General features: G+C 64.2%; 8 protein-coding genes. 6 read left to right on the top strand and 2 right to left on the bottom strand.

The window, feature by feature from the left end:
- Positions 1-3: 3 nt before the first annotated feature.
- Both QZ648_RS14355 and ppk2 read left to right on the top strand, forming a co-directional pair.
- Positions 4-477 carry a VOC family protein gene (locus QZ648_RS14355; RefSeq protein ID WP_169068286.1) on the top strand — a complete coding sequence of 158 codons (474 nt, stop codon included), beginning with the start codon at positions 4-6 and terminating at the stop codon, positions 475-477.
- Positions 478-1,274: 797 nt separating this feature from the next.
- The gene (ppk2, locus tag QZ648_RS14360) at positions 1,275-2,078 is read left to right on the top strand and encodes a polyphosphate kinase 2 (protein WP_291997597.1); all 804 of its coding nucleotides are present in this window, start codon (positions 1,275-1,277) and stop codon (positions 2,076-2,078) included.
- A 119-nt stretch (positions 2,079-2,197) separates the two neighbouring features.
- On the opposite strand, the gene QZ648_RS14365 is transcribed toward ppk2, so the two are convergent.
- Positions 2,198-2,638, bottom strand: a complete 441-nt coding sequence (locus tag QZ648_RS14365) for a cache domain-containing protein (protein ID WP_169068284.1) — start codon at positions 2,636-2,638, stop codon at positions 2,198-2,200.
- Between the two features lie 169 nt (positions 2,639-2,807).
- Here QZ648_RS14365 and QZ648_RS14370 point away from each other — a divergent pair, with 169 nt between their 5' ends.
- From QZ648_RS14370 to QZ648_RS14385, 4 genes are all read left to right on the top strand, one after another.
- A complete protein-coding gene (locus tag QZ648_RS14370; protein ID WP_291997452.1) occupies positions 2,808-3,746 on the top strand; it encodes a pyridoxal-phosphate dependent enzyme in 939 nt (312 codons plus the stop codon).
- Between the two features lie 43 nt (positions 3,747-3,789).
- The gene (gene ppc / locus QZ648_RS14375) at positions 3,790-6,561 is read left to right on the top strand and encodes a phosphoenolpyruvate carboxylase (RefSeq protein ID WP_291997453.1); all 2,772 of its coding nucleotides are present in this window, start codon (positions 3,790-3,792) and stop codon (positions 6,559-6,561) included.
- Positions 6,562-6,895: 334 nt separating this feature from the next.
- Positions 6,896-8,146 carry an efflux RND transporter periplasmic adaptor subunit gene (locus QZ648_RS14380; RefSeq protein ID WP_291997454.1) on the top strand — a complete coding sequence of 417 codons (1,251 nt, stop codon included), beginning with the start codon at positions 6,896-6,898 and terminating at the stop codon, positions 8,144-8,146.
- Positions 8,143-11,232 carry an efflux RND transporter permease subunit gene (locus QZ648_RS14385; RefSeq protein ID WP_291997455.1) on the top strand — a complete coding sequence of 1,030 codons (3,090 nt, stop codon included), beginning with the start codon at positions 8,143-8,145 and terminating at the stop codon, positions 11,230-11,232. The genes QZ648_RS14380 and QZ648_RS14385 overlap by 4 nt, the downstream gene beginning before the upstream one ends.
- A 189-nt stretch (positions 11,233-11,421) precedes the next feature.
- Here the strand turns inward: QZ648_RS14385 and QZ648_RS14390 are convergent, their stop codons facing one another.
- Positions 11,422-12,321 (bottom strand): phage integrase N-terminal SAM-like domain-containing protein, encoded by a 900-nt coding sequence (locus QZ648_RS14390; protein ID WP_366144149.1) that lies wholly within the window; start codon positions 12,319-12,321, stop codon positions 11,422-11,424.
- Positions 12,322-12,391: the final 70 nt, after the last annotated feature.

Genomic DNA, 12,391 nt, shown 5'->3' on the forward strand with positions numbered 1-12,391 from the left:
CCTATGAGCCAACGTCCCTTCAAAGTCCTCGGTATCCAGCAAATCGCCATCGGCGCCCCTGACAAGATGAAACTGCGCAAGTTATGGATCGACATGCTTGGCCTCGAAATCACCGGCAACTTCGTTAGCGAACGCGAGAACGTCGACGAAGACATCGCCGCGATCGGCTCCGGCCCGTTCAAGGTCGAAGTCGATCTGATGCAACCGGTCGACCCGGACAAGAAACCTGCGGTGCATGTCACGCCACTCAACCACATCGGCCTGTGGATCGACGATTTGCCGAAGGCAGTCGAGTGGCTTTCGGCCAACGGCGTGCGCTTCGCACCGGGCGGAATCCGCAAGGGTGCGGCCGGCTTCGACATCACCTTCATGCATCCGAAAGCCAATGATGAATTCCCGATCGGTGGCGAAGGCGTCCTGATTGAAATGGTCCAGGCCCCCCCCGCAGTCATCGAAGCTTTCGCCAAACTGGCCTGAACGCCGGGCTTCACCCAAAGCCTCGCTTCCCGCAAATCGTTCGCCGACAGCGGCCACACCGGCGGACGGCTGGCGCAGAGAAAGCAAGCCTGAGCACAGCGTCCGCCTGCTCTCCGAACGCCGCGGAAACAGCAACGAGCGCCAGCCCAGCTGGTGCTCGTTTTTTTTTGCGACTCTGTCGAACACGCCGCCAAGACGGCGATCGGCAACAACTGGTGCCGAACTTTTTTGTAGTTGCAAAGGTCAATTGCACGTTTCGTGCGCCAAAATCTTCATCTCTGCGGAAAAATGCATGATAATTGCCGCCCATGGTCGTTCAGGCGCAACGAGAAAAAGAAGCATGCCAGTAATTCACGGTCGCACTGAACTATCTTTTTCCCGGCAACGAGAACGCTGCCGTCGCTTGGCGCTGCAGTTCGCGGTTTTCCGGTTGCCGCGGTATCGCTAAGGGAACATCACATCCCCATAAACTGCAGCACCGCCGAGCACGCGCTTTCATCCCCAATCCGCTTTTTAGCCACACCAAGGAGGCATCAATGAGTGAAGTCAATACCGAGCAAGCAGAGGTCGTACCCACAAGCGATCAAGCCAGCACCGAAAGCGTGACCGTGGACCAGGCCGCGCCTCCGGCCAGCGCTCCGGCCAAAGCGGCAGCCAAGCCGGCAGCGAAAGTCGCCGCAGAAGAAGCGAAGAAGGCGCCGGAAAAGGCAAAGGCAAAGGAGGAGAAAGCCGTGAAGACAGCGAAAGCGAAGCCGGCAGCCGAAAAACCGGCAGCAGCCACGGCAGCGACAAAGGAAGTGGAGAGCATCAAGAGCACGCGCAAGACGCCGCTGAAGACGAAGAACTACGAGAAAGCACTGGCGAAACTGCAGGTCGAACTCGTCAAGCTGCAGGAGTGGATCAAGTTCAAGAAACTGAAAGTCGTCGTCCTCTTCGAAGGGCGCGACGCCGCCGGCAAGGGCGGAACGATCAAGCGCATCACCGAAAGCCTCAGTCCGCGAGTCACCCGCGTCGCCGCTCTGCCGGCGCCCACCGACCGGGAAACCGGCCAGTGGTACTTCCAGCGTTACGTGCAGCACCTTCCCGCCGGCGGCGAAATGGTGCTCTTCGATCGCAGCTGGTATAACCGGGCCGGCGTCGAACAAGTGATGGGTTTTTGCACCGACGAGGAATACCGCGAGTTTCTGCGCAGCTGCCCGGAGTTCGAGCGCATGCTCGTGCGCAGCGGCATCATCCTGATCAAGTACTGGTTCTCGGTCAGCAACGAGGAGCAGGAGCGCCGTTTCCAGAAACGCATTTTCCATCCGGAAAAGCACTGGAAGCTCAGCCCGATGGACCTGCAATCGCGCGCCCGCTGGGTCGAGTACTCGCGGGCCAAGGACAACATGTTCGCCCATACCGACATCAAGCAAGCGCCCTGGTACGTCGTCGATGGCGACGACAAGAAGCGCGCCCGCCTGAACGTGATCACCCATCTGCTCAACATGATCGACTACGAAGACCTGACGCCAGAGCCAATCGTCCTGCCGCCCCGGCAGGAGGAAACCGGCTACGTGCGGCCGCCGATGTCCGATCAGACTTTCATTCCGGAAGTGTACTGAGCGACGGAGCGCTACCGACCACACAAAAAGAACCCCGCCGTAGCGGGGTTTTTTTGTCTCACGCCAATCACGGCGCTACACCAGTGGCAAGCAATCTCGCGGGTCCGGCGGCGAGAACTCTACTTGTAATAGCCGACCGCACAAACCTGGTCGCCGACCTTGGTCACGTACACCACCTTGTTCACCGGATCGGTCTGGCCGGGACGCGGCCACATATAGGAGACTTCGACAATCACTCCATCCTTGGCGGCCGCGTAGACCTCGACGCCGAGGGGCTTGCCGGCCTTGTCCTTGAGATCCTTGAGGCTCTTGCCGACCAGCGACGGATGGGCAGTGAAATTGCCGTCAGGCCCACCGCAATAGGGATACAGGTCGCGGTCCTTGAAACCGCCCTCGCCCTTGCTAAACATCGCCAGGGCCTGGGCCTTGTCGGCGTTCACCGCGGCGACCGCCTTCTGGAGCATGGCTTTGGCTTCGGCCGGCGTACCGTATTCGCCTGCCCAAGCGCTACCTGCTGCTAAAACCGCGAATGCTGAACCTATGGCTAATTGACGTAGCATCGAAACTCTCCTTGAAAAATTAAGGGATAACGACAAGCAACTGCAACAGTCCTGCAGGCGAGGGATAACACCCCTCAATGAACATGGTAGCTCAAAAACACCCTGCCGGTGACTGGCGTCGTGCAACCGACCCTATGGCGACTTTTACGGTAAGGAACCCGGTGCCAGAATGCCACTACATATTGAAACCCCGCTCATCGAATCCCGGCCGCTGAGCAGCACGGCCAATTGTTCCGTCTGGCTCAAGCTGGAAGCGCTGCAGCCACCCGGATCGTTCAAGATTCGCGGCATCGGCGCGGCCTGCGAGGAGTACAGCCGGCGTGGCGCACGCCGCTTTGTTTCCTCCTCCGGCGGCAATGCCGGACTGGCGGTCGCCTATGCCGGCCGCCGGCTGTCGACCCCGGTCACGGTGGTGGTGCCGGAAACCACCTCCGCAAGAGCCAGAGAGCTGTTGCGGCAGGAAGCAGCCGAGATCATCGTCCATGGTGCTTCCTGGCACGAAGCCAACCTCCTGGCGCAGTCGATGATCGAGGAGGCAGACGCCTTTCTCCACCCCTTCGACGACCCGCTGCTGTGGCATGGGCATGCGACCATGATCGACGAACTCGCCCGCTCGACCATGACGCCGGACGCCGTGGTCCTGTCGGTCGGTGGCGGCGGCCTGCTCTGCGGGGTCATCGAAGGCCTGCGACGCAACGGTCTCGGGCAGGTGCCGGTGATCGCTGTCGAGACCGCCGGCGCAGCGTCGTTCAATCGCTCGCTGCAGGCCGGTAAGCTGATCGAGCTCGCCAGCATCAGCAGCGTTGCCACCTCGCTCGGCGCCAAGCGCGTTTGTGAGCAGGCGTTTCAGTGGTCAAAAACGCATTCGATGCGCAGCGTCGTCGTCTCCGATCACGCCGCGCTCGAGGCCTGCGAGCGTTTTCTCGCCGATCACCGACTGCTCGTCGAACCCGCCTGTGGCGCCAGCCTGGCCTTGGCCTACGCAGGCTCACGGGCGCTCGCCGGCTTTTCTCGCGTGCTGTTCATCGTCTGCGGCGGCGCCACGGCGACCATCGATCAGATTCGCGAATGGTCGACGAAGGCAGCTGCGCGCCGGGAGGACCTATAATCGCCTGCCTGAGCACCTACCCCGCAGACAAAAAGGTCGACACATGAATTCTCTGGATCCAAGCACCACCGAAACCGACAAGGACCTTCCCCTGCGCGAGGACATTCGGCTGCTGGGCCGGATTCTCGGCGACACCGTCAGTCAGCAGGAGGGTAGCGAGGTCTTCGACGTCGTCGAAGGTATCCGCCAGAATTCGGTGCGCTTCGATCGTGATTTCGACGAAGACGCGCGCGCCGAGCTGGAGAGAATCCTCGCCGAGCTACCACGCGACACGATGCTGGCGGTCATCCGCTCCTTCACCTATTTCCTGCATCTGGCCAATATCGCCGAGGACGAGCACCACGTCCGTCGCCGCCGAGCGCACGAAATGATCGGCTCACCCGCACGTGACGGCAGCCTGGAGCTGGCGCTGACCCGCCTGCAAGCCGCCGGCATTGACGCCGAAGGCCTGCGCGCCTGCCTCGAACAGGCGCTCATCTCGCCAGTGCTGACCGCCCATCCGACCGAGGTCAGTCGCAAGAGCATTCTCTTCTGCCAACACGAAGTCAGGGGCTTGCTCGACGACCGCGATCGGCTGCGCCTGACGCCGAGCGAACTCGCCGACAACGAGGTCGCCTTGCGCCGTGCGGTGCTGACACTGTGGCGGACGCGCATGGTGCGTTCGACGCGCCTGGCGGTGATCGACGAGGTCAAGAACGGCATCAGCTACTTCGACGAGACTTTCTTCGTTGAACTGCCGCGCCTCTACTGCCAGTTCGAAGACCAGCTTCGGCAAGCTTTTCCTGGCCAGAAGTGGGCACTGCCCAACTTCTTCCGGGTCGGCTCGTGGATCGGTGGCGACCGCGACGGCAATCCCTTCGTCACCGCCGAGGTGCTGCGTGAAAGCCTGCGCCGGCAGTCGATAGCCGCTTTCGACTTTTATCTGGGCGAGATCCACGCGCTCGGTCGCGAGCTGCCGCTGTCACACACCCTGGTCGAAGTTTCCGACGCCCTCGCAGCGCTCGCCGAAGCTTCACCGGACAGCGCGCCGCAGCGCCTCGACGAGCCCTACCGGCGGGCGCTGACCGGCATCTACGCGCGCCTCGCAGCGACCTCCAGCGCGCTCGACCAGCACGAGTCGCCGGAACACGCCGTTGGCATCGCAGAAGCCTACGCCAATCCCGAAGAAATCGTCGCCGACCTGCAGGTATTGGTCGATTCGCTGATCGCCAACGGCGCCGAGCTGATCGCCGCTGGCCGCCTGCGCAGCCTGCTCCGTGCGATCGGTGTCTTCGGCTTCCATCTGGCGCCGATCGATCTGCGCCAGAATTCGGAGGTGCACGCCCGTACGGTCAGCGAACTCCTTTTGCGGGCCAAGTGCTGCGCCAACTACGCCGATCTCGACGAGGCGGCACGCATTGCCTTGTTAAGCGAGGAGATCACCAGCCCGCGACCACTCTACTCGCCACACATCGACTATTCACCCGAAACGCGTGGCGAACTGGCGATTTTTTTTGCCGCCCACGAGCTGCGTCAGCGCTACGGTGCCAGCGCCTTGCCAAACTGCATCATCTCGAAAACCGACGGCGTCTCCGATCTCCTTGAAGTCGCCCTGCTCCTCAAGGAAGGCGGTATGCTGGTGCCCGGCGAAAGGCCAGGGCTGGCGCTCAACATCATCCCCCTGTTCGAAACCATTGACGACTTGCAGCGCGCGCCGGCGGTGATGCAGCAGCTCTTCGCGCTCCCCGCCTACCGCGCGCTGGTCGCCGCGCGCGGCGACGAACACGAGGTCATGCTCGGCTATTCGGACAGCAACAAGGACGGCGGTTTCCTGACCTCGGGCTGGGAGTTGTACAAGGCCGAAATTGGCTTGACGCAGGTATTTGCCGAGCACGGCATCCGCCTGCGCCTGTTCCATGGCCGCGGCGGCAGCGTCGGCCGTGGCGGCGGACCCAGCTACGATGCCATCCTGGCGCAGCCGCCGGGAGCCGTGGCCGGCCAGATCCGGATCACCGAGCAAGGCGAAGTCATCGCCTCGAAGTACGCCAATCCCGAAGTCGGCCGCCGTAACCTCGAAATCCTCGCCGCCGCAACGCTCGAAGAAAGCCTGCTCGGCGTCGACCGCGACGACCTGCCGACCGCCGCTTTCCATCAAGCGATGGAAGAGCTGTCGACGCTGGCTTTCCAGGCCTACCGCCAGCTGGTCTACGCAACCCCCGGATTTACCCGCTACTTCCGTGAATCAACGCCGATCCTCGAAATCGCGACACTGAACATCGGTAGCCGGCCAGCCGCGCGCACCGCCTCCGAGCGCATCGAAGACCTGCGCGCGATCCCCTGGGTTTTCTCCTGGGCACAATGCCGGCTGATGCTCCCCGGTTGGTACGGCTTTGGCAGCGCTGTCAAGCGCTGGCGTGAAGGACGGCCCGACGGTCTGGCACTGCTCCAGGAAATGTACCGCCATTGGCCGTTCTTCCGGACGCTGTTGTCGAACATGGACATGGTGCTCGCCAAGTCCGACCTGGCGATCGCCTCGCGCTATGCCGAACTGGTCAGCGACGCCGAATTGCGGAGCAGCATCTTCGCGCGCATCAGCGCAGAATGGCAGGCCACGCGCGCAGCGCTGCTGGCCATCAACGGCCAGGACGAGCTGCTCGCCGACAACCCGCTGCTGCAGCGTTCGATGCGCAACCGTTTCCCCTACATCGACCTGCTCAACCACCTGCAGGTCGAACTGCTGCACCGCCTGCGCGCCGGCGACGACGACATCCGCCTCAAGCGCGGCAGCCTGATCACCATCAACGGCATCGCCGCCGGGCTGCGCAACAGCGGCTGAGCAATGACGCGGGAGGGCGGGGCAGCGGTACCCGTAGCAGCCTCGCTCTCCCGCTCTCCCCGCTCCCCCCCACTCACCTGCAGATCACGGAGTTCCTTCAACGCCACGTCTTTACCTGTCTTTGCAAACCACGACGGCGGTTAACCCGCCAGTGGCAATAATGTCTGCTTGGTCTCCAGAAACGCGATTGATGATTGATGGCCAAGCCACTGCTCGACCCGGCCAGCCGCCATTGCGCAAAGGCCGAAGCCGGCGGCGAGAACCCTTGCCGCGGCACGCGGCCTTTGCCAGACATGCGAACACACCCGCCCAACGCCCGTCTCACTGAAATCCGATGCCCTCCTCTTCTCCCTCCAGAACTCGCCTGACCACCGTCCTCAGCGTCGCCGTACTCGTGCTCGGCGCGGCCTTCGCTGCCTTTTATTTTGCCTCTGAGCGCAGCCACAGCGGCAGCGGCAACGCCAAGGCCGCTAGCGCAACGCCGACTTCTCCTGCCAAGCGCACGGCGCTGGCGGTGAGCACCGTACAAGCGCAACAGACCACCTGGTCGCAGCAACTGAGCGTCAGTGGTGGCGTCTTCCCGTGGCAGGAGGCGGTGATCGCCGCCGAGACCAGTGGTCTGCGCGTGCTCGAGGTCGCCGTCGACGTCGGCAGCGTCGTGCGCCGTGGTCAGTTGCTCGCCGAGCTCGCGCGCGACAGTGTCGACGCCAGCCTGGCGCAGCAGGAGGCGAACCTGGCAAGGGCCAGGGCTGCCGTCAGCGAAGCCGAGGCCAACGCCAACCGCGCGCGCCGGGTCAAGGGCAGTGGCGCCATGTCCGAGCAGCTGATCAATCAATACCTGATCGCCGAGCAGAGCGCGAAAGCGTCGGTCGACGCAGCGGCAGCAGCGCTCAAGAGCGAGCGTGTCCGCCTCGCGCAGACGCGCATTGTCGCCCCTGACGACGGCGTCATCAGCAGCCGCAACGCCACGCTGGGCAGCGTGGTGCAAGCCGGCAACGAACTGTTCCGCATGCTGCGCGGCAATCGCCTGGAGTGGCGTGCCGAAGTTTCTGCCGAGCAATTGCCGCGCGTGGCGCCCGGCCAGACGGCCAGGCTGCATCTGGCCGATGGTGCGCAGATCAATGGCCGTGTGCGCATGCTGGCACCAACGCTCGACCCGACGACGCGCAAGGCGCTGATCTATGTCGATCTGCCGACCGGCAGTGCTGCCCGCGCCGGCATGTTCGCCAGCGGCGAGATTCTCACCGGCAGCAGCTCGGCAAACGCGCTGCCCTCTTCGGCGGTGATCCTGCGCGACGGTCACAGCTACGTCTTCCAGGTCGACGCGCAGAATGTCGTCCGCCAGATCAAGGTCGACACCGGTCGCCGCCAGGACGGCCAGGTCGAAATCCTCGCAGCGCTGCCGGCCGACGCACGCTTCGTCGCCAGCGGCGGCGCCTTCCTCAACGACGGCGACGCGGTACGCGTCGAAGCGGCAGCAAGCGCCGAGGCGGCAGGCGCAGAAGCGCCCCAGCAAGCGCAGGCCAGGCCAGCAACGCCGGCCGCCGAGGCGCAGGCAGCAACGCAGCCGGAGGCGGCCAGATGAACTTCTCTGCCTGGTCTATCCGCAACCCGGTTCCGGCAGTGCTGCTCTTCGCCCTGTTGACCTTCCTCGGCATCAGCAGCTTCCGCTCGCTGGGCATCCAGAACTTCCCCGACATCGAACTGCCGACGATTACCGTCGCCGCCACTTACGAAGGCGTTGCACCGGCGCAGATGGAAACCGAGGTGGCGCGCAAGATCGAGGATCAGGTCGCCTCGCTGGGCGGCATCGAACACATCACCACCACCCTCACCGACGGCTCGGCATCGATCAAGGTCGCTTTCAATATCGACAAGAACGCCGAGATCGCGCTCAACGAGGTGCGCAACGCGCTGGACACCGTGCGCGCCGACCTGCCGGCGGCGATGCGCGACCCGGTGGTCTCCAAGGTCACCACTTCGGGCAGCGCCATCCTCACCTACGCCGTACATTCCGAGCGCAGCGACGAAGAGGCGCTCTCGTGGTTCGTCGACAACGACGTCGCCAAAGCCATGCTGGCGGTGAAAGGCGTCGGCAAGGTCGCCCGTATCGGCGGCGTCGACCGCGAAGTACAGGTCGATCTGGACAGCGCCCGCCTGGCCGCCCTGGGCGTCAGCGCCGGCGACATATCGACCCTGCTGCGGCAGGTGCAGCAGGACGCCTCGGGCGGCCGCGGCGACATCGGCAGCGGCATCCAGTCAGTGCGCACGCTGGCGGCGGTCGGCACGGTCGCCGAGATTGCCGCGCTGAAGATTCCGCTGTCCGGCGGGCGCAGCGTCCGCCTCGACGAGGTGGCGAAAGTCCGCGACGGCGTCGCCGAACGCAGCACCATCACCCTGCTCGACGGCCAGCCGGTGGTCAGCTTCGAGGTCACGCGCATCAAGGGCGCCAGCGAAGTCGCCGTCGCCGCAGCGGTACGGCAGGCGGTGCTCAAGCTGCAGGCGCAACACCCGCAGTTGCAGATCGAGGAAGCGTTCAATACCGTCGCACCGGTGCAGGACAACTTCGACGGTTCGATGGAACTGCTCTTCGAAGGCGCTTTCCTGGCCATCCTGGTGGTCTGGTGGTTCCTGCGTGACTGGCGTGCGACGCTGGTGTCGGCGGCGGCGCTGCCGCTGTCGATCATTCCCACCTTCGCCGCCATGTACTACTTCGACTTCAGCCTCAACACGCTGACCCTGCTGGCGCTGGCGCTGGTCGTCGGCATCCTGGTCGACGACGCCATCGTCGAGATCGAGAACATCGTCCGCCATCTGCGCATGGGCAAGACGCCGATCGAAGCCGCCACCGAAGCTGCCGACGAAATCGGCCTGGCGGTGATCGCCACCACCTTCACGCTGGTCGCGGTATTCCTGCCGACCGCTTTCATGGGCGGCGTGCCGGGCAAGTTCTTCAAGCAATTCGGGATCACCGCGGCGGTTTCGGTGCTCGCCTCGCTGCTCGTGGCGCGCCTGCTGACGCCGATGATGGCCGCCTACTTCCTCAAGGCGCACGGCGCGCAGCCGGCCGACAGCCGCCTGATGACCCGTTTTCTCGCCTCGGCAGCCTGGTGTCTGCAGCACCGCAAGACGACCGCGCTGGCCGCGATCCTCTTTTTCGTCGGCTCGCTGTCGCTGCTGCCGCTGCTGCCGACCGGCTTCGTTCCCGCTGCCGATCGCGCGCAGACCAAGGTAAACATCGAACTGCAACCGGGCAGCACGCTCGAGGAGACGCTGGCCGTCGCCGCGCAGGCCCGCCGGCTGCTCGAGGAAATGCCCGAGGTAACGGGTGTTTTCAGCGCCGTCGGGCGCAGTTCGGGCGGCAACGACGGCCCGTTCGCGGGCGCTAGTGGCAGCGATGTGCGCAAGGCCATCCTGACCGTGAACCTCGTCTCGCGCCACGACCGTGCCAAACAGAAAGTCATCGAAGCCGACATCCGCAAGCGCATGGCCGTCCTGCCCGGCGCGCGGGTCTCGGTAGGCGCCGGGCAGACCGGCGAAAACCTCAAGCTGGTGCTTGCCGGCGAGGACCCCGAAGCCTTGCGCCTGGCCAGCCAGGCCGTCACCTCCGAGCTACGCACCGTCAAGGGCATCGGTAACGTCACTTCCGGCGCCAGTCTGCAGCGCCCGGAAATCCACCTCACGCCCGACTACGCCCGCGCCGCCGACCTCGGCGTCACCGCCGCCGCCATGGCCGAAGTGATCCGCATCGCCACCGCCGGCGACTACGACGCCAAACTGCCCAAGCTCAATCTCGCACAGCGCCAGATTCCCATCCGCGTCCGCCTCGACGAGGACCTGCGTCACGACCTCGACGCCGTGCGCCAGTTGCGCGTAGCGGCCAACAAGGGCGCCGTGCCGCTGGAGGCGGTGGCCGACATCCGCCTGGGCAGCGGCCCGGCGCAAATCGACCGCCTCGACCGCCAGCGCAACGTGACCATTGACGTCGAACTCGGCAGCCGCGACCTCGGCGCCGTCGTCGCCGAAGCCAACCAGTTGCCCGCGCTGAAGGGCCTGCCGCCCGGAATCAGCCGCCCGCCATCAGGCGACGCCGAGCGCATGGCCGAGCTCTTCGGCAGCTTCGGTTCGGCGATGCTGATCGGCGTCCTGTGCATCTACGTCGTCCTGGTCCTCCTCTTCCACGACTTCCTGCAACCGGCGACCATCCTCGCCGCGCTGCCCCTATCGGTCGGCGGCGCCTTCTTCGCCCTGCTGGTGACCCACAACAGCTTCTCGATGCCGTCGGTGATCGGCCTGCTGATGCTCATGGGCATCGTCACCAAGAACTCCATCCTGCTCGTCGAATACGCGGTGATGGCCCGGCGCGAGCACGGCATGGCGCGCTTCGAAGCCCTCATCGACGCCTGCCACAAACGCGCCAAACCAATCCTCATGACCACCATCGCCATGGTCGCCGGCATGACCCCGATCGCCCTGGGGATTGGCGCCGAGCCGAGTTTCCGCTCGCCGATGGCCATCGCGGTGATCGGCGGCTTGCTGACGTCCACGGTGCTGAGTTTGCTGGTGATTCCGGTGGTGTTTACCTACGTGGATGATTTGTTGCTGTTGCTGAAGCGGCTTGCCGGAAGGCTGCATCGGGCGAATCACGGGGTGGGGGTCAAGGAATCCTGAATCAAGCGTTGCTAGTCGGCAGACGGTTCCGACTCGCCCCGCATCGCATCGCATCGCGCGTGTAGTGTTGCACGCAGTAGCGAAGCTATAAATTCCGGCTACCGCGCGGGTTTCGCGCCGCTGTCATGCTTGCTGAAGGCCGCGTCGGGAATGGTGAACGGTGAACGCGGCACCACACCACCCCCCACGTCATTGCGAGGAGGCGCAGCCGACGCGGCAATCCAGTTCCATCCTCTCACTATTTCCCAGCGCCTTGACATGGTGACCACGCGCAAAGCCAAACCTCTGCATTGCCGCGTCGGCTTCGCCTCCTCGCAATGACGGAGGGTAGGAGAGGCTTGCCGAAAGTCTCATCAAGAACGCAACACGACGCTGGTCAAAGCGTCGAGCAGCCTGCGCACCCCTCGCCCGCCCTTGTTGAGTACCTGCGTGCAGATCATCGTCGTCGCCACGTCGGCACGTTGGCACGCCCGAGGAGTTTCTGTACCGTGCGCATGTCGTAGCCACTTTTACGCAGTAAGCTCGCAGATCTGCCACCACCGCCTCGGGCAACATGGTCACCCGATCCTGCGCAGCTTTGCCGTCACGCATCAGGATTTCGCCACGCTCGCAATCCACGTCTTTCACCCGCCAACGGATCACCTCCATCAGGCGCCTGCCGGTGCCGCAAAGCAGGCGGGCAAGCAAGGCATGGACGCCCTCCATGCGCTCGAGCACCCGCGGGACTTCTGCGCGCGAGAGAAACACCGACATACGCTGCCGCCGCTTTGCCCGCAGCACGTCATCCAGCCACGGTAAATCGACGCCCATAAGCTCGCGATAGAGGAATAGCAGCGCCGACAAGGCCTGCGTCTGCGTCGCCGCGGCGAAGTTTCCGCCGACTACCAGATGCGCAAGAAACGCCGCCACCTCGGTAGCACGCATATCCCGGGGGTGACGCTGGTGGTGGAAGAGAATATACCACCTGTCACAGTGGACATACGGGGCCTCGGTTCGTATGCTGTGTTGCTTGAGGCGGATGCAATCTCGAAGTTGGTCGAGGAGCTCAGGTTCAGAAGCTGTGTTTTGCGACTCATCAGGTGCGCGCATGTCTGACGCCCTTATGCAAATCAGTGACTTACGCCTGCCGGACAAGCGTATACACTTGGGCGCGCCGAGA

Source organism: Candidatus Accumulibacter sp. ACC012 (assembly GCF_907163155.1).
Classification (GTDB): domain Bacteria; phylum Pseudomonadota; class Gammaproteobacteria; order Burkholderiales; family Rhodocyclaceae; genus Accumulibacter; species Accumulibacter delftensis.

Bases quoted from the DNA above. Each gene is read 5' to 3' on its own strand.
- QZ648_RS14385 (WP_291997455.1), top strand. From the start codon at position 8,143: ATGAACTTCTCTGCCTGGTCTATCCGCAACCCGGTTCCGGCAGTGCTG.
- ppc (WP_291997453.1), top strand. From the start codon at position 3,790: ATGAATTCTCTGGATCCAAGCACCACCGAAACCGACAAGGACCTTCCC.
- QZ648_RS14355 (WP_169068286.1), top strand. From the start codon at position 4: ATGAGCCAACGTCCCTTCAAAGTCCTCGGTATCCAGCAAATCGCCATC.
- QZ648_RS14390 (WP_366144149.1), bottom strand. From the start codon at position 12,321: ATGCGCGCACCTGATGAGTCGCAAAACACAGCTTCTGAACCTGAGCTC.
- QZ648_RS14370 (WP_291997452.1), top strand. From the start codon at position 2,808: ATGCCACTACATATTGAAACCCCGCTCATCGAATCCCGGCCGCTGAGC.
- QZ648_RS14365 (WP_169068284.1), bottom strand. From the start codon at position 2,638: ATGCTACGTCAATTAGCCATAGGTTCAGCATTCGCGGTTTTAGCAGCA.
- QZ648_RS14380 (WP_291997454.1), top strand. From the start codon at position 6,896: ATGCCCTCCTCTTCTCCCTCCAGAACTCGCCTGACCACCGTCCTCAGC.